Below are 19,256 nucleotides of genomic sequence, written 5' to 3'. Positions count from 1 at the left end.
GGAAGGCGCGCGAAAGATCGCAGCCGATGACGGGCTGTGGCATGGTGAGGGCTCCTGTCCATGTCATGCGGGATCGAAAGTCCCAAGCAACTGTTCAGGGTTGAGCAAAGGCGGAAGGGACCCATGCTCCCAAACGGGCTCCAGACCCTCGGGGGGGACGGGCTCCCTTCCGCTATACATCCTCGCACATCACCAACAGACAGGGGGGGGGGCGGCGCCGTTCCGGGCGCACGGTTGCTGAACGGGTAAGGGATTTTCTGTTCTTCTTTTGAAAAGAACCGAAAATAAGACTAGATTTCCGAAAGTGTCTCCAGAAGCGCGTCAACATCCTCGATGCGGGTGTAATAGCTGGTGACCAGGCGGATGACGGTGCCATCCACACCTTCCGGCGTGTCCCAGTCGTGGAAGGCGAATCCCGCAGCGCGCAGATGGGCGATCGCCCGGTCGGGCAGCAGGACGAAGATTTCGTTGGCCTGGGTTTCGTAGAGCATCCGCGAGCCGGGGTGGCGGAACAGGCCGCCGGCCAGGCGTTGTGCCATGGCGTTGGCGTGGCGGGCGTTGTTGAGCCACAGATCGTCTTCCAGGCATGCCAGAATCTGCGCGCTCAGGAACCGCTGCTTGGACCAGTCATGGCCGGAGCGCTTGCGGCGGCGGGCGAATTGTTCGGCGTGTGCCGGGTTGAAGAAGACCACCGCCTCGGCGGCCATGGCACCGTTCTTGGTCATGCCCAGCGACAGCACGTCGATGCCGGCCTTCCATGTCGCTTCGGCCGGGCTACAGCCCAGATGGGCGATGGCGTTGGCCAGGCGAGCGCCGTCCATATGCACCGCGAGATTCCGGCTTCGGGCTCTGGCCGTCAGTTCGGCGATGTGGGCGGGCGGGTAGACGGTGCCCCATTCGGTGGCCTGGGTCAGGCTGAGTGCCGTCGGCAGGGGATTGTGCACGTCGTCGGCGGGCAGGCGGCCGAGCTTGTAGGACAGGGCCTCCGGTGTCATGCGCCCGTCTTCGGACGGGATGGTGACCAGCCGGGCGCCGCCGGTGAAGAAATCCGGTGCCGCGCACTCGGACTGGGCGATGTGGGCGCTTTCGTCGCACAGGATCGCGGCATAGGGGGGCGCGAGGGCGGCCAGCGCCAGCGCGTTCGCCGCCGTGCCGGTGGCGACGGGGAAGACCTTGACCGGGTGTTCGAAGATATCCGCCACCACGTCGTCCAGTCGCGCCGTCCAGGCGTCGCCGCCATAGGCGGGGGCGGCATCCGCGTTGGCGGCGGCCAGGGCGGACATCACGGCGGGACAGGCCGGAACGACATTGTCGCTGCTGAAGTTCTTGCGTATCTGCTCCACCACGCTATTCCCCTGCTCTTTCCGTTCCCGTTGTCCGGAGTGCCGCATGACCGAGCCAGCTTCCGCCGAAACAGCGTCCGTTCGCAACCCGTCCGCGCGCCTGATCGACGGCAAGGCATTCGCGGCGAACCTGACGCAGACGATCGCACAGGAGGTCCGCGCGTTCCATGACCGCTATCAGGTGACGCCCGGTCTGGCGGTGGTGCTGGTAGGCAACGACCCGGCCAGCGAGGTCTATGTGCGCAACAAGGCGCTCCAGACCCATCGCGCCGGCATGCGCTCGTTCATGCACATGCTGCCCGAAACCACGTCGCAGGGCGAGTTGCTGGCGTTGATCGGGCGGTTGAATCAGGACCCGGAAATTCACGGCATCCTGGTGCAGTTGCCGTTGCCCGCGGGGCTGGACCCGGTGGCGGTGACGAATGCCATTCATCCCGACAAGGATGTGGACGGTCTGGGCGAGGTGAATGCCGGCCGGCTGGCGCTGGGCCAGCCGGGTATCGTGCCCTGCACGCCGCTGGGCTGCCTGATGCTGCTGAAAGCGGAACTGGGCGACTTGCGGGGCCTGCATGCGGTGATCATCGGCGCGTCCAATCTGGTGGGGCGGCCGATGGCGCGGCTGCTGCTGGCCGAGGGCTGCACCGTGACGGTCGCGCATATCGACACGCGCGACCCCGCCGCGCTGGCGCGGCAGGGCGATATCCTGGTGGTGGCGACCGGCTGCAACGGGCTGGTGCGCGGCGACTGGATCAAGCCCGGCGCGACCGTGATCGATGTGGGCATCACCCGTATTTCGCTGCCCAACGGCAAGACGCGGCTGGTGGGTGACGTGGCGTTCGATGAGGCCGTGACCCGTGCGGGGCGGATTACCCCGGTGCCGGGCGGTGTCGGGCCGATGACGATCGCCTGCCTGCTGAACAATACCCTGGCGGCTGCCCGGCGCATTGTCGGCGCGGCCTGAGGGCGGCGGAGGGATGACGATGCGCCTGTCGGTCGAACTGATTCCGCGCGATGCGGAGGCCCTGCTGCGCGACGCGCAGCAGGTTCGCACGCATTTTCCGTTGGCCGACACGTTGAATGTGCCCAGCCTGATGCGCTTTCCGATGCAGGGGTGGCAGGCGGTGCCGCTGCTGCAACCGGTCCTGCCGCGTGTCGTGCCGCATATCCGGGCCATCGATATCGACCCTGACGGCCCGCTGCCGGGGGTGGATATTCCGGGGCTGACGGAAGTGCTGGTGGTGCGGGGCGATCCGCCGGCCGATCTGAGCCGCCGGACCTTTCCCAATTCGTCGGAAAGCGTGATCCGCCGCTATCGCCGCGAGGCGCCGCATCTGACGGTCTATGCCGCCTTCGACCCGTGGCGGCATGCGCCCTGGCGGGAGATGGAGGCGGTGACGCGCAAGAAGGAGGCCGGGGCCGCCGGCTTCTTTACCCAGCCGGTGTTCGACATGCGGATGCTGGAGCTGTGCATGGGCTGGCTGGAGGGGGAAACCGTATTCTGGGGGCTCTCGCCGGTTATCGGGCCGAAATCGCGCTCTTATTGGGAGACGACGAACCATGTCGTTTTTCCCCACGGGTTCGACCTGACGCTGGAAGCCAACATTGCATTCGCGGTTCGGGCGATCCGTGCCGTCCGGGCGGCGGGGGGGCATGTCTATCTGATGCCGCTGCGGGTGAGCCTGGCCGCCTATCTGGGGCCGATCCAGCAGGCGCTCGGCTGATACGACGCGGGGTGGGGACGGGTTACGTCCGCGCTGCAATTCCGTTAGCCTCGGGGAAAGAATCTGTTTTCCCCGAGAGGTCCTGATCGTGCCGTACCACCGTCCATGTCCACGCCTGTCCATCAGGCCAGGGTTTCAGCCGGGGATCGCCGGTACCATGACCGCGATCGGGCGTGTGCTGGGCGTCGCCATGCTGATCGTGGGCGGCGTGGCGCCCGCGCTTGCCGAAGAGGCGACACCGGCCGCCGCATCCGCCATGCCGCCGCCGGATCCGGCCCGTATCTTCGCCCCGCTGGCCTATCCGATGCCGGCCGGCAGCACGCGGTCGGCCGGTGGCGTGCCGGGTGGCGCCTATTGGCAGAACAGCGTCGATTACGAGATCAAGGCGGCGATCGACCCCACCAACCGCCTGCTTTCTGGCAGCGAAATCATCACCTACGCGAATAACAGCCCCGATGCGCTGGACGTGCTGTGGGTGCAGCTCGACCAGAATATCTATCGTGACGGTTCGCGCGGCAATTTCGTCAATCCGCAGCGCCATGGCGATCATACCGATGGCGATGTGATCGAAAGCGTGTCGATCGAACAGGACGGCAAGAGCATCCCGGTTACGCCCGTCATCTCCGACACGCGGATGCAGGTGCCGTTGCCCACGGCGCTGGAGGGCAAGGGCGGCAAGATCCGGCTGAAGATCGTCTGGCACTATACCATTCCCGGCCCCTCGGGCGGGCGCACCGCCGTCAGTTCCACCCGCAACGGCGATATCTACGAGGTGGCGCAATGGTATCCGCGCATGGCCGTCTATGACGACGTTCGCGGCTGGGATACCGCGCCCTATCTGGGACAGGAGTTCTTTCTGGACTACGGCGATATCGATTACAGCGTGACCGTGCCGTGGAACTTTACCGTGGTCGGGTCCGGCGCGCTGCTCAACCAGGCCGATGTGCTGACCCAGACCGAGCGCGACAGGCTGGCGCAGGCCGCGAAGAGCGACGAGCGGGTGATGATCCGCACCGAAGCCGATATCCACGACCCCAAGAGCCATCCGGCCCAGACCGGTACCAAGACCTGGCATTTCCGCATGAACAACACGCGCGACGTGGCGTTCGCGGCCTCGCCGGCCTTCCTGTGGGATGCGGCGCGTCTGAACCTGCCGCCGGTGGTGGTCGAGCCGGGTCATGCGCCGGTACCGCGTCTGGCGATGTCGGCCTATCCGGTGGAAGGCGCGGGACCGCATCAGTGGGACCGCTCCACGTCGTATGTGAAATACGCGATCGAATATTTCTCGCGTCGCTGGTACCCCTATCCGTGGCCGAACGCGATCAATCTGGGCGGGCATGGCGCGGCGATGGAGTATCCCGGCATCGTTTTCGACGGCATGAGCGACAAGGACCCGGAACTGTTCTGGGTCACGGCGCATGAACTGGGCCATGACTGGTTCCCGATGGTCGTGGGCTCCAACGAACGCCGCCATGCGTTCATGGACGAAGGATTCAACACCTTTATCGACACCTATGCGTCGGACGATTTCAATTCCGGCGAGTTCGCGCCTAAGCACGATGTGGAGTTCGCGCCCGCTACCGGAAAGCCGGCCGAGGATATCCTCCCGGTGCTGCGCGACCCGGCCGCGCCGCGCCTGATGACACCTTCGGACCTGATCCCCGAGCACTATCGGCATCCGGTCACCTACTTCAAGGCCGCCTATGGGCTGAAGCTGCTGCGCGAGCAGATCCTGGGTCCGGAGCGGTTCGACCGTGCCTTCCGTCGTTACATTGCGATGTGGGCCTATCGCCACCCCACGCCTTCGGATTTCTTCCGGCTGATGGACAGCGAGACGGGCGAGGATCTGTCGTGGTTCTGGCGGGGCTGGTATTTCAACAACTGGGGGCCGGATTATGCGGTGAAGTCCGCCACGCCGACCGGCGAGGGCGCGGCGCCCGGCCTGCTGGTGACGGTGGACAACAAGGGCTGGCTGCCGCTGCCGGTGACGTTGCAGGTGAGCTATACCGATGGCACCAACGCGCGCCTGACCATCCCGACCGAAGCCTGGTACCTGCGCAACGAGATCGAACTGACGATTCCCGGCTCGCGCACACCCCAGGCGGTTACCCTCGATCCGGGGCATGACATTCCGGACCTGAACCGTGCCGACAACACGCTGACCCTGGCCCCGCCCCAGCCCGCTCCGCCGGCCGCGCCGCCCGCGCGCTGAGGCCGGGGATCATTCGGGAATGGGGGCTGGTGCGCGTATCTCGCCAGCTCCGGTTCCCGGACGGGTTACTACAGCCAGTCGCGCGCGCGGATCAGGGCCAGCGCGGCCAGCGTGACCATGCAGGTGATTTCGCCATCGCGAATCATCCGGTCCAGTTCAGTCAGTTTCATCGTGTGACTGGTCAGGTCCGCCTCGGTTGCCTCTGGTCGGGGCATGCCCTGCGTCAGGCCGGTCGCCAGATAGACATGGCCGCGTTGGGTGGAATAGCCGGCCCCCTGATACAGGATGCCCGCATGGCGCAGTCGTTCGGCATGCAGGCCGGTTTCTTCTTCCAGTTCACCCCTTGCCACCGTTTCGGGATCGGCGTCGGGCCGATATTCCCACATGCCCATCGGCAGTTCCCACAACCGCGCCCGGATCGGGTATCGATACTGGCGCACCAGCGTCACGGTGGGGCCGTCCGGCCCTTCGCCCAGCGGCAGGATGACGACGAAATCCCCCCGCTCGACCACGCCGTATAGTCCTTCGCCTCCATCCGGCCGGCGGATGATGTCCTCGCGCACGCGGGTCCATGGATTTTCGTAGGCGATCCGCGAGGAGAGGGTGACGAAGCCGCCCGTATCTTCGGGGATGGGGATGGGGCTGTCGGGGGTCATGCGGGAAGTTCCTCTCGTGGTGGCGTTTCCATCATGGCGTGGGGTGGCCATGCTTGGCGAATGGCGTTGTCGGCCCGTATGGTATTGCAGTAACCGGAGTGTACACCTCGTCATGACTGTCTTACGGAGCGGGCCGGCCAACCCAACGCTGCGAATTCTCGCCGTCGTTCTGTTCAACCTGATCTGCTACGTCGATATCGGTCTGCCGCTGGCGGTCATCCCGCTCTTTGTGCATGGCACGCTGGGCTATAATACCGTCATCGCCGGATTGGCCGTGTCGCTGCAATATCTGGCGACTTTCGCCTCGCGCGCGCAGGCGGGCCGGTTCGTGGACGAGCGGGGCGCGAAGCCGGCGGTGGTGATCGGGCTTGCGATCTGCGTGCTGGCGGGGCTGGCGCTGATGCTGTCGGGCCTGTTCATGCATCGGGCCGGGTTGGCCATGCTGCTGCTGATTGCCAGCCGCATCCTGATGGGGGTGGGTGAAAGCTGGACCGCGACCGGGGCCATCCTGTGGAATATCGGGCGTGTCGGGCCGGAACGGACGGCGCAGGTGATTTCCTGGAACGGCATCACTTCCTATGGCGGTATCGCCTTCGGGGCGCCGGTGGGCGCGGTGCTGGCACAGGCCCATGGGATGCTGGGTGGGCTGGCGGGGGTGGGATTGCTCTCGGCGCTGCTGCCTGCGTTCGGATTGGCGTTGGCCACGCGATATGCCGCCGTGCCGCCGATTGCCAAGGGGGGCGAGGTCATGCCGTTCTCCCAGGTCTTCTGGCGCGTTTTGCCTTACGGCATCGTGCTGGCCTGCGGGTCGGTTGGGTTCGGGGCCATCTCGGCCTGTCTGTCACTGTATTTTGCCGACCGGCACTGGGACGGTGCGGCGGTGGGGCTGATGGTGTTCGGGCTGGTCTTCGTTCTGGTGCGGCTGTTCTTCTCGCGCCAGATCGGCCTGCGCGGCGGGATGAAGGTGGCGGTGGTGTCGCTGCTGGTCGAGGTTGCCGGGCTGCTGCTGCTCTGGCGGAGCGCGGATGTGTTCTCGGCCGATCTGGGGGCCGCGTTGACCGGGGCCGGGTTCTCGCTGGTCTTTCCGGCCCTCGGGGTGGAGGCGGTGACGCGCGCAGGCCCGCATAACCGGGGGGCGGCGCTGGGGGCCTTCAGCGTCTTTCTCGATATCGGTATCGGCCTTTCCGGCCCGATGCTGGGGCTGGTGATCCATAGCCTGGGCTATGGTCCGATGTTTCTGGTCTCGGCCCTGTTTACCGGCGCCGGGGTCGGTGCCACCCTGCTGCTGCGGGAGCGGTCCCGCCCCGATGCCGCCTGATGGCGACTGTCTTTGTGGGGCGCGGGGCGGATCGCGTGCATGATCCATCTTCAGGAGGATAACGACCCATGTCCGTTGTTGCCGTTGCCGTATTCTGCGGGTCCCGTTTCGGGGGCCGGCCAGCGTTCCAGGAGGCTGCGCGGGACCTGGGGCAGCAGCTTGGCGAAGCCGGTATGCGGTTGGTCTATGGCGGTGGCGATGTCGGGCTGATGGGCGCGGTGGCGGATGCGACGCTGGCGGCCGGTGGTGCGGTGTCTGGTGTGATCCCTTCCTTTCTTGAAGCGCGCGAGGTGATGCATCAGGGGGTGAGCGACCTGACCGTGACGGACTCGATGCACAGTCGCAAACAGTTGATGTTTGCCCGGGCCGATGCCTTCGTCGTGCTGCCCGGAGGCCTGGGTACATTCGACGAGACGATGGAAATCCTGACCTGGCGGCAATTGAAGCTGCACGACAAGCCGATCTTCATCGTCAATGTCGCCGGTTGGGCCGACCCGATGCTGGGCATGCTGCGGGCTGCGGTGGAAAACGGTTTCGCGGAAGCCTCGGCGCTGGATCTGTTCGCGGTCGTGCCTGACGTGGCCACGACGATGGTGCATCTGAAGGCCGTGGTGCGTAGCCCGGTCGTGGATGATGCCAGCCGGCTGTAGGGTTCCGCCGGGGCCGGATATGACGGCGGCATGACAAAAAACCGCTGCTCGGGCGAATAGTTGACGCCCGGGCTCTTGCGGAGAGTCGAGAGGGCATGTATAGCCCCCCACACGAGTTCGGAGTGTAGCTCAGCCTGGTAGAGCACTGTGTTCGGGACGCAGGGGCCGGAGGTTCGAATCCTCTCACTCCGACCAGATTTTCCCTTATGTCGGGCGGCGTAATGCCGTTATGGGCCGAGTCGGGAATCCTCGCTTCGCCACAACTATCTGGCCCGCTCGGTGCCGTAACTCCATAATCCGACTGAATCTGAGCAGGCCGAGTGCGGGTTATCCTGCCGTCAGCACGCTTTTCCTGCCCGTGCCAGACCATGGGCGATCAGGCGGTCGAGAATTTCGGGGTAGTTGATTCCGCTGACGGCCATCACCTTGGAATACATGCTGATATCGGTGAAGCCGGGGATCGTGTTCAGTTCGTTGACCAGGATTTGCCCGTCGGGTGTCAGGAAGAAATCCGCGCGGGCCATGCCGTCGCAGCCAAGGGCGCGGAAGGCTTGGGATGCGAGGGCTCTGATCGCATCCTCGGTCTCGCCGGGTAACTCGGCTGGCACATGCAGGCCGGCGCCGTCCTTGTCGATATATTTGGCATCGTAGGTATAGAAGCCGTGGCGGTCGGCCGGGACGATTTCACCGGTTCGCGAGACGAACAGGGTGCCGTCGGTGGCTTCGAGAACCGCGCATTCGATCTCGCGCCCCTGAATGAATTGTTCGGCAAGCAGCTTCGTGTCGTGGCGGAAGCCTTCGGACAAGGCGCCTTCATAATCCGCTCTGGTCGAGACCTTGCTGACCCCGACCGAGGAGCCTTGGCGGGCGGGCTTGATGAAGACGGGCAGACCGAGAGCAAGTTCCAGTTCTTCGAAGGTCGGCACGGCGTGCGGGTGGATCGTGACTGATCGGGCAGCAGGAATGCCGGCCTCGTTGAAGAGTCTTTTGGCGATGTCCTTGTCCAGGGCGTTCGCCGATCCGGGAATGCCGCAGCCGGCGAGCGGCACATGGGCGACTTCGGCCAGGCCCTGTACTGCGCCGTCTTCGCCGTGAAGGCCGTGCAGGACGGGAAAGAGGATGTCGATTCCAGGCAATGCGTAGGGCGCACCATCTGGCGGGAGTGCGATCACGCGCCCGTGGCCGCCCGGTACGAAACAGAGTTCTGTTCCATGGGATGGTTGCGCGAGGGTGCCGTCCTCAAGACAGCTTAGAATCCACAGCCCCTCGCGGGTGACGAAAATCGGAACGGCATCGTATTTCTCGGGAGAAAGTGCCCGCATGACATTGGTTGCGGAAAGAACCGAGACCGCATGCTCCGCCGACCGGCCACCAAAGAGAACGCCAACACGCAGCCTGGCCGTGTTACCGGTCGGAATCATCTTCTATTCCTCATCATGAATGAAGTTGAAGGGGTGAAGGGGACGACTGTCCCCTTCCGGGTGCAGGGCAGCGCCCTGCGTCATGTCCCCCTCAGGAAAACCGCCGCAGATCCAAAGTCCGAGGCTGTTCCAGCGACCGCCGCACAACGGGTGCCGGCATGGCCCCCACGGTATGGCCGAACGGAAAGAAGCGGATGCGGCGCCGGGCTTCGGCTTCGTTGGCGTTGACCGGCCGGGTTTCGTAGTTGCGGCCGCCGGGGTGGGCGACGTGGTAGGTCAGGCCGCCGATGCTGCGGCCGGTCCAGGTATCGTACACATCGAACACCAGTGGGGTCTGCACGCCGACGGTGGGGTGCAGGGCGCTGGGTGGGTTCCACGCCTTGAAGCGTACGCCGCCGACATATTCGCCCTGGCGTTCGGTGCGGGTCAGCGGCACGCCGATGCCGTTGCAGGCGAGGATGTAGCGTTCGTCCACCCAGCCGGTGACGCGGGCCTGGACCCGTTCGGCGGAACTGTCGACATAGCGCACGGTGCCGCCGGCTGCCGGTTCCTCGGCCAGGGTGTGCCAGGGTTCCAGTGCGTGGCGGAGGTCGAGCGTCATGCCCAGAAGGGGGACGGTGCCGATTTCGGGGAAGCGGAAGGCCATGTGCGGTGCGAACCAGTCGGCTTCCAGCGGGGCGCCGAGCGCGCGCAGTTCGGCGATGGCGTCGGTGAAATCGCGGCCGACGTAGTGCGGCAGCATGAAATCGTCATGCAGGCGGGTGCCCCAGCGTACCAGTCGCCGCTCGTAGGGCTGTTTCCAGAAGGCGGCGACGGCGGCGCGCATTAGCAGCATCTGGGCCGCCGCCATCTGGTGATGGGGCGGCATTTCGAAGGCGCGATATTCCACCAGCCCCAGCCGGCCGGACGAGGTTTCCGGCGCGTAGAGCTTGTCGATGCAGAATTCGGTGCGGTGCGTGTTGCCGGTGATGTCGGCGAGCAGGTTGCGGAACAGCCGGTCGGTCAGCCAGGGCGGCGTCGGCTGGTCGGGCCGGACCTGGGAGAAGGCGATTTCCAGTTCCGCCACGCTGTCGTCGCGGGCTTCGTCCACGCGGGGATGCTGCGAGGACGGGCCGATGAACAGGCCGCTGAACAGATAGGAGAGCGACGGATGGTTGTGCCAGAAGCCGACCAGCGATTTCAGCAGGTCCGGCCGGCGCAGGAACGGGCTGTCGGCGGGACGGGCGGCGCCCATCACCACATGGTTGCCGCCGCCGGTGCCGACATGGCGGCCGTCGACCATGAATTTCTCGGCGATCAGCCCGACCGCGCGGGCTTCGTCGTATAGCTGCTGGCTGCGGCCGATATGCTCGTCCCAGCTTGCGGCGGGGTGAATGTTGACCTCGATCACGCCGGGGTCGGGCGTGATCGAGAAATTGAGCAGGCGGGGGTCGCGCGGCGGCTGGTAGCCTTCCAGCACCACCTTGCGGCCGAAGGCGCGGGCGGTGTCCTCGACCGCCGCGCAGAGATCCAGCCAGTCTTCCGCCGCGTAGAGGGGAGGGAAGAAGACATGCAGGAGGCCGCCGCGTGCCTCGACGGCCAGCGCGGTGCGGACCAGTTCGGGCTCCTCGCGCCCGACTTCCACCAGATGAGCGGCGATGGCGCGGTCCAGCGGGATGCGTCCGGTGCCGCCGCCGGGATAGGGCGGCAGGGACGGGAGGTCCGACAGGGCGGGTTGTTCGCCTGCCTCGGCCCTGTCGGCGCGTCCGGGGGGCACGCTTTGCTCCGACCAACTGGGGCGCGTGCCGCCAGCCGAGGGGCCGGCGCGGCGCGCCAGGGCGGGATGGGGCGGCAGCGGCGGCACGGGGGCGAACGGATCGCGCTCCATGTCGTGGTCGATATTGTCTTCGCTGGCCCAGAGGAGGCTTTGCAGCGGCAGGCGGAAGCCGACCGGTGCGTCGCCGGGGACCAGGAACATCAGGTCGCCCCGGAAGAACCAGCGCCCGGACTGCCAGCGGCGCACGCCGTCGCGTACCACGACGCGCAGCGGCAGCACGCTGCCGACCGGCACGTTCAGTCCGTGGCCGTAGACGCGGGCGAGGCGCTCGCGCTCCAGCGGGTCGCGCAGTTTGGAATCCTCGACGATCACGTTGGCCGGTAGCCGGTGCTCGCGCCACAGATAGTAATGGATGTCCTCATAGGCCGGACTGACGAGGCCGGGATCGACCTGCAACCGCTCGGCCAGCGCGCGGCAGAAGGCGGCGGCATCCTGTTCGGTCGCGGTATCGGTGTCGTCGTCGGAGGCCAGGAGCGCGGGATCGGTCCAGACCGGTTCGCCGTCGCGGCGCCAGTGGCATAGCAGTGCCCAGCGTGGCAGTTGTTCGCCGGGGTAATGCTTGCCCAGCACATGCTGGATCGCCGCCCCTTTCGACCAGAGCGGCAGCAGGCGCCGCAGCAGGCGCCCCGCATAGGCGCGCTTGGTCGGACCCAGCGCGTCGATGTTCCACTCCGGGGCGTCCATGTCGTCGGCGGCGATGAAGGTGGGTTCGCCGCCCATGGTCAGGCCGACGGCGCCTTCTTCCAGCGTGGCATCGACCGCGCGCCCGGCCGCGACGATCGCCTGCCATTGCGCATCGGCGTAGGGGCGGGTGGTGCGGGGCGTTTCCAGCACCCGCGTGACGGCCATGGCGAAGTCGAATTCGGTCTCGCACTTGCCGACCAGGCCGGAGATCGGCGCGGCGGAGGCGGGCTCGGGCGTTGCGGCGAGGGGGATATGGCCCTCGCCCGTCAGCAGGCCGGAGGTGGCGTCCAGCCCGACCCAGCCGGCGCCGGGCAGGTAGACCTCGGCCCAGGCATGCAGGTCGGTGAAGTCCTCGGTGGGGCCTTCGGGGCCGGTCAGCGGCTTCTGGTCGGCCACGAGCTGGATCAGGTAGCCGGAAACGAAGCGCGCGGCGAAACCCAGATTGCGCAGCATCTGCACCAGCAGCCAGGCGCTGTCGCGGCACGAGCCCTTGCCCTGTTCCAGCGTTTCCTCGGGTGTCCAGACGCCGGGTTCCAGCCGCACCACATAGGCGATGCGCTGCTGGATCTGCTGGTTGAGCGCCACCAGCATGTCCACCGTGCGCTGGCGGCTCGGGTCGACGCCAGCCAGCAATTCGGCCAGCAGTGGACCCGGTTCCTCGCAGGCGCGGTAGGGGGCCAGTTCGCCGGCCAGCACGGGGTCGTAGGCGAACGGCCAGTGCTCGGCCTCGGGTTCGAGGAAAAAGTCGAATGGATTGATCGTGGCCATGTCGGCCACCAGATCCACCGTGACCTCGAAATGGGTCACGCGTTCGGGGAACACGACCCGGGCCTGATAATTGCCCGACGGGTCCTGCATCCAGTTGATGAAATGGGGTTTTGGCTCGATCCGCAGCGCGTACGACACGATCGGCGTGCGGGCGTGTGGAGCCGGACGAAGCCGGATGGTCTGTGGACCGAGCGAGACGGGACGGTCGTATTGATAACCGGTACGATGCGTCAGTGCGACATGCAGGGTCATGCGTCGACCTTGAACCAGAGTGATATTCCGCTCCGGGAACGGTAGCCCAGCATGGTCCGCCGCGCACAGGGGGGAAAGCGGAAATTCACGCGGGCTCGCCCCCGAATAATAGCAATACGGCGATGATGCCGATTGGGCCTTGGCGGCGGCGTAAATTCTTGCTTGGCTGTAACGGAAACACGGACCAGCAGGTGGGGTGGACATGAATCCTTCGCGCCTGATCTCCTGCCATGCACGGGAGAAAACGGGACAATGAGCGACCACAGAGGCGATCTGGGGCAGGACGACACGCAGCAGGGACCGGGCCTGTTCGTGTCCTATGATACACCGGATTTCTATTGCGAACTGATGAACCGGCGGGACCCGCCGCCGGCCAGCCTGACCCTGATCCGGGACAGGCTGGCGCATTTCGGGCTGACGGAACTGCGCCAGAGGGCCCGCGTCGCCGAGGCGGACCTGTATAATCTGGGCATTACCTTCACCGTTTATACCGATCGCGACGCGATCGACCGCATCCTGCCCGTGGACCTGATCCCGCGCGTGCTGACGGCCGCCGAGTGGGACCATGTCGAACGCGGGGTGCAGCAGCGGGTTGCCGCGATCAATCATTTCCTGTGGGATATCTATCACGAGCGGCGCATCCTGAAGGATGGCGTCGTGCCCGCCGGGCTGGTGCTGGGAAATTCCAACTACCGGCCGGAGATGGAAGGGCTGGACGTTCCCGGACGGGTCTATGTCCATATCAACGGCACCGACCTGGTCCGCGATGGTGCTGGGAACTTCCTGGTTCTGGAGGATAATGCGCGCACGCCCTCGGGTGTGTCCTACGTCATCGAGAACCGGCATATGATGCTGCGCAGCATGCCGGATCTGGCCGTCGGGCTGGATCTGATGCCGGTGGATGAATACGGGCCGCGCCTGCGCCGCGCACTGACCGAAACGGCACCCGCCGGCGTTCAGGATGCGCAGGTGGTGCTGCTCTCGCCCGGCATCTACAATTCCGCCTATTTCGAGCATGTCTTTCTGGCACGCGAAATGGGTGTGCCGCTGGTCGAGGGCCGCGACCTAATGGTGGAGAACGGGCGCGTCTTCATGCGTACCGTGGCGGGGCCTCGGCCGGTCCATTCGATCTATCGCCGCCTGAATGACGATTTTCTCGACCCGCATGTGTTCAATCCCGACAGTATGCTGGGCGTGCCGGGGCTGGTGGATGCCTATCGCCGGGGCAATGTGACGATCGCGAATGCGATCGGCACCGGGGTCGCGGACGACAAGGCCGTCTATGCCTACATGCCGCGCATCATCCGCTATTATCTGGGTGAGGAGCCGATCCTCTCGAACGTCGAGACCCATATTTGTGCCGAGCCGGAGGGGCTGGCCTATACGCTGGCCAATCTCGACAATCTGGTGGTCAAGCCGGTCGGTGAATCGGGCGGCTACGGGCTGATTATCGGGCCGCATGCGACCAAGGCCGAACTGGAGGCGTTCCGCGCCAGCCTGCTGGCCGATCCGGCCAATTACATCAGTCAGCCGGTGATCGATCTGTCGGTCTGCCCCACCTTGTGCGAGGCCGGGGTCGAGGCGCGGCATGTCGATCTGCGGCCCTTCGCGGTGACCGGGGACTCGACCTGGGTGCTGCCCGGTGGGCTGTCGCGCGTGGCATTGCGCAAGGGATCGCTGGTGGTCAATTCCTCGCAGGGCGGGGGATCGAAGGATACGTGGGTGCTGGCATCATGAATCCTGTCATGATCGATATTCCTCCGGGCGGCATCGGCATGCCCAACCTGTTGTCGCGCTATGCCGAATGTACCATCTGGCTGGCGCGCTACATGGAGCGGATCGAAAATCTGGCCCGCCTGATCGACGTGACCGAAACGTTCGTGCGCGCTCGCAGCACCAGCACCGGCTGGCTTTCGATCGTGCAGATCAACGCCGACGACGAACGGTTCTTCGAGCGGCATGAGGTGGCGTCGGAGGAAAATGTCGTCGGCTTCTATGTCATCGACCGGGAGAATCCGAATTCCATCGTCTCGATCGCGCATGCGGCGCGCGAGAACGCGCGTTCGCTGCGGCCGCTGATCTCGACCGAGATGTGGATGCATTTGAACATGTTCACCAATGCGGTCAGTACGCTGGGGCCGAGCGATATTCGTGCGTCCAACCTCTCCGCGCTGTGCGCGCGGCTGAAGCAGGATTGCCAGACGCATCATGGCATCACCGAAGGTACGTTCTATCGTGACCAGGCTTGGCTGTTCTATCTGATCGGCCGCAATCTGGAACGGGCCGACCAGATCACGCGGCTGATCGACATCAAATATCACACGCTGTTGCCCAGCGTCGCCGGGGTGGGGTCCGAGGTCGATATCGGCCAGTGGGCCGCCGTGCTGCGCTCGGCCGCCGCCTATCATGCCTTTCGCCGCACTGTGCGGGACGACATGACGCCGGCTCATGTCGTCGGCTTCCTGCTGAAGAATGACGGCTTTCCCCGGGCGCTTTCGACCAGCCTGCGACAGCTTTACTGGGCGGTCGGCCACCTGCGCACCGATTACGGGCTGAAGAACGGCTACGCTGCCGCCGAGCGGATCGAGGAACTGCGCGCGACCCTGGCGGAACAGACGGTGGAGGATATCATCGTGCGCGGCCTGCACGAGTTCCTCGACTGGGTGCAGCGCGAATTGCATCTGGTACAGGGCGAGATCGCCCGAGCCTTCTGGCCGCCTGCCATGCCGGCCCCGCCCGCCAATCCGGCGCCCGACGCTGGCTTCAGTCAGGAACAGTCTCAATCATGACTTCGGCGTTTAATCCCCGCCATATGCTCCATGCCACGCCATTCTATATCGACGGGGCGTGAGTCGCGCTTCTGGCCCTGCGCGTGTTTGATGTTATCGATCCGGCCACTGAAGCGCCCTGTACCGCCATTGCGCTGGGCAGTGCGGATGATGTTGACGGTGTGGTGACGGCGTCGCGGGGCAGGCGGCGCGGCTGAGCACGCATACGCGGTAGGTGCAGGAGCCTCTCCTGCGCTATGCCGAGGCGATTCTGTCGAGCTTTGGTGGCGATCTGGGCGATGACGGCCACATCATGTTCACCGGCACCGGTTCCGAAGCCAACGATCAGGCGTTGCGATATACGCTATTTCAATACGCTCGGCGGCAATTCGATGGCGATTGCGGCTGCGTAGGCGATGCTCGACATTCTGCGGGAAGAGGCGTTGTCCGTGCAGGCGGACCGCGTGGGCGACTATATTCGCGGTGTGGGCCTGTATGGCGGCGTGGAAATGGTAAAGGACGCAGCCAACAAGGAACCGGACGGTGCATTCGCGGCCGGCATCGTCAACGGCCTCAGAGATCGGCATGTTCTGATTTCGGCGACGGGATTCCACGCCAACATACTCAAGATCCACCCGCTGGTGTTCACGACGGATGATGCGGACCGGTTGCTGCTTCATGCCGAAGCGCTGCTTGAGGAACTGGCCGGATAGACAGTCCGGCGTTCGTCCGCGCGGCGTTTAAGGAGTGATCAATCTCTTGCCATCATGCTGTCGGCTGGCGTGGCGGGGCTGCGCCCTGTCCCGCATGTGGTTTTTGGCACGATCATGGTCTTTTCGTTGTTGCGGTGCCTGCACCGCCCCTCCCGGTCGCCTGGCCGCGTCCGGCTGGAGGACATTGCCGAATCCTCCGTGCTGCTTGAATCCTGTCCGGCGCGGGCCGCGTGTTTCGCGCCGGCCGATGCACGGCGCACTGATGTTGCCAACCCGTTTCTGGATTGGGTCAGCACGCCGATCGGCCTGACGGCCCATGTTCTGCGCGATGTCGTGTATGACGTGGACAGCCGGGTGCTGATCAAGGACGGGAAGCTGGTGGAGGAGACATGCTATCTCCAGCCGTCCGAAGTGCTGGCGGCATTGCGGGTCGATCGGGCGCGCCTGGTCCGTCATGCAGGGCCGGGTGTTGCGGTGCCGTGCAGCGACCACTGGCCGGGCAATTACTATCACTGGATGACGCATGCGCTGCCGGTGATGGCGGCGCTGTCGGACCGGCCGGAAATCCGCCGTTGGGGGCGGCCGTGCTGGCTGCTGCCCGACCTGCTGCCGTGGCAGCGCCAGACGCTGGATCTGCTCCGTGCCGATGGCGGTGGACGGCAGGCCCTCACGGCCGGGCGCCAGTATCGGCTGGATCGTGTCGTCTATTGCAATATCGTCGCTGGGGCAGCCGATTTCGCGCTGTCGCGCCTGTGCCAGTCGGTCTTTCCGCGTATGGCGGAGCGGGTGCCGGTTACGCGCCGGCGCGGGCTTCGCCTGTATGTCGATCGGGGTGGGGCGGGCAATCGTGCGATCCCGAACGAGGCGGTGCTGGCGGCGGCCCTGGCAGCGGAGGGATTCTGCGTGGTACGGCCCGAGCGGATGACGGTCAGCGAGCAGATCGACCTGTTCCGTGCGGCGGCGATGGTGGTGGGGCCTCTGGGGGCGGGCATGACCAATATCGGCTTCTGCCGTCCGGGCACCCTGGTCTATGAACTGGTGCCCGATCACCATGCCAATCCGTGCTTTTTGGCGATGGCGATGCGCGGACACCTGAATTACTGGGCGGATCAGTACCCCACCGGGGCGACGGCACGGGATCATGTCGCCCGTTGGGAGGCCGGAATCGACGTGGGGCGGGTATTGCGCCAGGTGTCGGGCCTCTGGTCGGGCGGTACGCGGCCGGTCCTGGTATCGGACGGCGCCGCGTAGGCCGCGCCGTCCGATGGGGTGGTTCAGGCGGCGGTGGCGCCTTTCCGGCTGCGGCCGGGGACCAGCAGGCTGATGACCACCACGGTGCCGATATTCACCAGGAGCGCCAGCAGGCCGGTCGAGACCAACTGGTGCATGCCGCCGATCGACAGCATGTGGGTGGGCTTCAGCCCGTCATGGAAGCAGACATAGGTGCCGTACAGCGTGCCCACTGCCCAGCCCGCCAGCATCGCGGGGGCCGAGAAGCGCAGCTTCGTGATGCCCAGCACGAGTGCGGGAAAGGTTTGCAGGATCCACAGGCCGCCCAGAAGCTGGAGGTCGATGGCGAAATGGGCGTTCAGGAACAGCACGCAGGCCAGCGCGCCCAGCTTGACCGCGAGGGCGACGAAGCGCGAGGCGCGGACATTGTTGCGCAGGCCGGGTGCGATGTTGCTGGTGACCAGGTTCGCGGCGCCGATCGCCATGACGGCGGCGGGGACCAGCGCGCCCACGGCGATGGCCGCGAAGCAGAAGCCGGTGAACCAGTCGGGGAAGATGGCGGTGAACAGGTTCGGGACGATCGCCGACGTATTGGTCGTCACGATCCCGGCCGCGTGCGCCATCAGCCCGAGCATGGCGATCAGGCCCAGCAGCAGCGTGTAAGCCGGCAGCATGACCGCGTTCTTGCGGATCGTGTCGGCCGAGCGCGCGGCCAGAACGCCGGTGAGCGTATGCGGATAGAGGAAGGCCGCCAGCGCCGATGACAGGGCCAGCGTGGCATAGGGCACGCTCTGGCCCGGCATCAGTGCGTGGCCTTCCGGCGGGTGGGGCAGGTGCTGCGCCGCCGTGGCGAACATGGCGCCATAGCCGCCCAGATGCAGCGGAATGACCGTGACCGCGGCCAGGACCGCGATATAGATCATGATATCCTTGATGAACGCGGTCAGCGCCGGCGCATGCAGGCCGCCCAGCCACGTATAGGCGGCCAGCGACAGGAAGGCGACGATCAGCGGGATCTCGCCCGGCAGGCCCAGGGCTTCGATGACCGTGCGGATGCCGATCAATTGAAGCGCGATATAGGGCATGACCGCGATCAGGCCGCTGGCGGCGATGGCCAGTTCCAGCGCCCGGCTGTCGAAGCGTGCGCGGACGATGTCCGCCGCCGTGGCGTGCTTTCCGTCATGGGCGATCTGCCACAGGATGGGCATGACCAGGAACACGAACGGATAGACGATGATCGTGTAGGGCAGTGCGAAGAAGCCGAATGCGCCGGTCGCGTAGACCAGCGCGGGCACCGCGATGACCGTATAGGCGGTGTAGAAATCGCCGCCGACCAGGAACCAGGTGACCCAGGTGCCGAACTGGCGGCCGCCCAGGCCCCAATCCTCGGACCCATGGGCATCGGACTGCCCGGAGCGGGTGCGTCCGCGCCACCATGATACCGTGCTGCCCAGCATGATGGTCATGGCGAAGAACAGGATGAAGACGACCAGGGCGGGGGTGGATGGTACGTGCGATGACATCAGCGTGCGTCCCGCTTCCAGACGACCCACACCAGGAGGGACGTCACCGGTACCCAGGCGAGCTGGTACCAGTAGAAGAAGGGGAAACCCAGCAGGGTCGGTTCCGTTCGGTCATAGAACGGAAGCCAGAGCAACCCGACAAAGGGCAGCAGCAGAGCCAGGTACAGCGTTTTCATCCCGA

15 protein-coding genes and 1 tRNA gene are annotated in these 19,256 nt (G+C 65.7%); 10 read left to right on the top strand and 6 right to left on the bottom strand.

Translation table 11 applies throughout. The annotated features are described in order from the left end of the window. Window positions 1-290 precede the first annotated feature (290 nt). Window positions 291-1,391: a threonine aldolase family protein gene (locus HLH25_RS13520; RefSeq protein ID WP_220791812.1), complete on the bottom strand. Its 1,101-nt coding sequence runs from the start codon at window positions 1,389-1,391 to the stop codon at window positions 291-293. On the opposite strand from HLH25_RS13520, the gene folD reads away from it, so the two are divergent. The 3 genes from folD to HLH25_RS13505 all read left to right on the top strand — a co-directional run bounded on the left by folD (window position 1,390) and on the right by HLH25_RS13505 (window position 5,276). Then, window positions 1,390-2,304, top strand: a complete 915-nt coding sequence (gene folD, locus HLH25_RS13515; protein ID WP_182974556.1) for a bifunctional methylenetetrahydrofolate dehydrogenase/methenyltetrahydrofolate cyclohydrolase FolD — start codon at window positions 1,390-1,392, stop codon at window positions 2,302-2,304. The two genes, HLH25_RS13520 and folD, sit on opposite strands and share 2 nt — an antisense overlap. A 13-nt stretch (window positions 2,305-2,317) precedes the next feature. Beyond that, window positions 2,318-3,064: a methylenetetrahydrofolate reductase gene (locus HLH25_RS13510; protein ID WP_182974555.1), complete on the top strand. Its 747-nt coding sequence runs from the start codon at window positions 2,318-2,320 to the stop codon at window positions 3,062-3,064. Between the two features lie 157 nt (window positions 3,065-3,221). Continuing rightward, on the top strand, window positions 3,222-5,276 hold the full coding sequence (locus tag HLH25_RS13505) for a M1 family metallopeptidase (RefSeq protein ID WP_375288979.1): 2,055 nt from the start codon (window positions 3,222-3,224) through the stop codon (window positions 5,274-5,276). 68 nt (window positions 5,277-5,344) lie between these two features. On the opposite strand, the gene HLH25_RS13500 is transcribed toward HLH25_RS13505, so the two are convergent. Next, window positions 5,345-5,932 (bottom strand): NUDIX domain-containing protein, encoded by a 588-nt coding sequence (locus HLH25_RS13500; protein WP_182974554.1) that lies wholly within the window; start codon window positions 5,930-5,932, stop codon window positions 5,345-5,347. A 112-nt stretch (window positions 5,933-6,044) separates the two neighbouring features. On the opposite strand from HLH25_RS13500, the gene HLH25_RS13495 reads away from it, so the two are divergent. From HLH25_RS13495 to HLH25_RS13485, 3 genes are all read left to right on the top strand, one after another. Continuing rightward, complete coding sequence (locus HLH25_RS13495) at window positions 6,045-7,250, top strand: MFS transporter (RefSeq protein ID WP_182974553.1); 1,206 nt, start codon at window positions 6,045-6,047, stop codon at window positions 7,248-7,250. A 68-nt stretch (window positions 7,251-7,318) separates the two neighbouring features. Continuing rightward, window positions 7,319-7,900, top strand: coding sequence for an LOG family protein (locus HLH25_RS13490; protein ID WP_182974552.1), 582 nt, complete (start codon window positions 7,319-7,321; stop codon window positions 7,898-7,900). A 118-nt stretch (window positions 7,901-8,018) separates the two neighbouring features. Continuing rightward, a tRNA-Pro gene (locus tag HLH25_RS13485) sits at window positions 8,019-8,095 on the top strand. A gap of 143 nt (window positions 8,096-8,238) precedes the next feature. Here HLH25_RS13485 and HLH25_RS13480 read toward each other — a convergent pair. Both HLH25_RS13480 and HLH25_RS13475 read right to left on the bottom strand, forming a co-directional pair. Beyond that, window positions 8,239-9,321, bottom strand: a complete 1,083-nt coding sequence (locus HLH25_RS13480) for a D-alanine--D-alanine ligase family protein (RefSeq protein ID WP_182974551.1) — start codon at window positions 9,319-9,321, stop codon at window positions 8,239-8,241. A 91-nt stretch (window positions 9,322-9,412) separates the two neighbouring features. Next, window positions 9,413-12,841, bottom strand: a complete 3,429-nt coding sequence (locus HLH25_RS13475; RefSeq protein ID WP_182974550.1) for a transglutaminase family protein — start codon at window positions 12,839-12,841, stop codon at window positions 9,413-9,415. A 252-nt stretch (window positions 12,842-13,093) separates the two neighbouring features. Between HLH25_RS13475 and HLH25_RS13470 the strand changes: the two genes are divergently transcribed. The 4 genes from HLH25_RS13470 to HLH25_RS13455 all read left to right on the top strand — a co-directional run bounded on the left by HLH25_RS13470 (window position 13,094) and on the right by HLH25_RS13455 (window position 17,573). Then, window positions 13,094-14,578, top strand: a complete 1,485-nt coding sequence (locus tag HLH25_RS13470) for a circularly permuted type 2 ATP-grasp protein (RefSeq protein WP_182974549.1) — start codon at window positions 13,094-13,096, stop codon at window positions 14,576-14,578. An 8-nt stretch (window positions 14,579-14,586) separates the two neighbouring features. Continuing rightward, the gene (locus tag HLH25_RS13465) at window positions 14,587-15,630 is read left to right on the top strand and encodes an alpha-E domain-containing protein (RefSeq protein WP_246402277.1); all 1,044 of its coding nucleotides are present in this window, start codon (window positions 14,587-14,589) and stop codon (window positions 15,628-15,630) included. Window positions 15,631-16,025: 395 nt separating this feature from the next. Further along, window positions 16,026-16,322, top strand: a complete 297-nt coding sequence (locus HLH25_RS13460) for a hypothetical protein (RefSeq protein ID WP_182974548.1) — start codon at window positions 16,026-16,028, stop codon at window positions 16,320-16,322. A gap of 54 nt (window positions 16,323-16,376) precedes the next feature. Next, complete coding sequence (locus HLH25_RS13455) at window positions 16,377-17,573, top strand: glycosyltransferase family 61 protein (RefSeq protein ID WP_246402273.1); 1,197 nt, start codon at window positions 16,377-16,379, stop codon at window positions 17,571-17,573. Window positions 17,574-17,596: 23 nt separating this feature from the next. Here HLH25_RS13455 and HLH25_RS13450 read toward each other — a convergent pair whose 3' ends face one another. Further along, window positions 17,597-19,075, bottom strand: a complete 1,479-nt coding sequence (locus HLH25_RS13450) for a sodium:solute symporter family protein (protein WP_182974547.1) — start codon at window positions 19,073-19,075, stop codon at window positions 17,597-17,599. After that, window positions 19,075-19,251, bottom strand: a complete 177-nt coding sequence (locus HLH25_RS13445; RefSeq protein ID WP_182974546.1) for a DUF3311 domain-containing protein — start codon at window positions 19,249-19,251, stop codon at window positions 19,075-19,077. Before HLH25_RS13445 ends, HLH25_RS13450 begins: the two co-directional genes overlap by 1 nt. Window positions 19,252-19,256: the final 5 nt, after the last annotated feature.

This window comes from Gluconacetobacter dulcium, assembly GCF_014174165.1.
In the GTDB taxonomy this organism is placed as follows: Bacteria; Pseudomonadota; Alphaproteobacteria; order Acetobacterales; family Acetobacteraceae; genus Gluconacetobacter; species Gluconacetobacter dulcium.
This window is presented reverse-complemented; position numbering and strand designations above follow the sequence as displayed.

Bases quoted from the DNA above. Each gene is read 5' to 3' on its own strand.
- HLH25_RS13505 (WP_375288979.1), top strand. From the start codon at position 3,222: ATGACCGCGATCGGGCGTGTGCTGGGCGTCGCCATGCTGATCGTGGGC.
- HLH25_RS13475 (WP_182974550.1), bottom strand. From the start codon at position 12,841: ATGACCCTGCATGTCGCACTGACGCATCGTACCGGTTATCAATACGAC.
- HLH25_RS13455 (WP_246402273.1), top strand. From the start codon at position 16,377: ATGCTGTCGGCTGGCGTGGCGGGGCTGCGCCCTGTCCCGCATGTGGTT.
- HLH25_RS13495 (WP_182974553.1), top strand. From the start codon at position 6,045: ATGACTGTCTTACGGAGCGGGCCGGCCAACCCAACGCTGCGAATTCTC.
- HLH25_RS13480 (WP_182974551.1), bottom strand. From the start codon at position 9,321: ATGATTCCGACCGGTAACACGGCCAGGCTGCGTGTTGGCGTTCTCTTT.
- HLH25_RS13510 (WP_182974555.1), top strand. From the start codon at position 2,318: ATGACGATGCGCCTGTCGGTCGAACTGATTCCGCGCGATGCGGAGGCC.
- folD (WP_182974556.1), top strand. From the start codon at position 1,390: ATGACCGAGCCAGCTTCCGCCGAAACAGCGTCCGTTCGCAACCCGTCC.
- HLH25_RS13490 (WP_182974552.1), top strand. From the start codon at position 7,319: ATGTCCGTTGTTGCCGTTGCCGTATTCTGCGGGTCCCGTTTCGGGGGC.
- HLH25_RS13465 (WP_246402277.1), top strand. From the start codon at position 14,587: ATGATCGATATTCCTCCGGGCGGCATCGGCATGCCCAACCTGTTGTCG.
- HLH25_RS13520 (WP_220791812.1), bottom strand. From the start codon at position 1,391: ATGCGGCACTCCGGACAACGGGAACGGAAAGAGCAGGGGAATAGCGTG.
- HLH25_RS13500 (WP_182974554.1), bottom strand. From the start codon at position 5,932: ATGACCCCCGACAGCCCCATCCCCATCCCCGAAGATACGGGCGGCTTC.
- HLH25_RS13450 (WP_182974547.1), bottom strand. From the start codon at position 19,075: ATGTCATCGCACGTACCATCCACCCCCGCCCTGGTCGTCTTCATCCTG.
- HLH25_RS13460 (WP_182974548.1), top strand. From the start codon at position 16,026: ATGCTCGACATTCTGCGGGAAGAGGCGTTGTCCGTGCAGGCGGACCGC.
- HLH25_RS13445 (WP_182974546.1), bottom strand. From the start codon at position 19,251: ATGAAAACGCTGTACCTGGCTCTGCTGCTGCCCTTTGTCGGGTTGCTC.
- HLH25_RS13470 (WP_182974549.1), top strand. From the start codon at position 13,094: ATGAGCGACCACAGAGGCGATCTGGGGCAGGACGACACGCAGCAGGGA.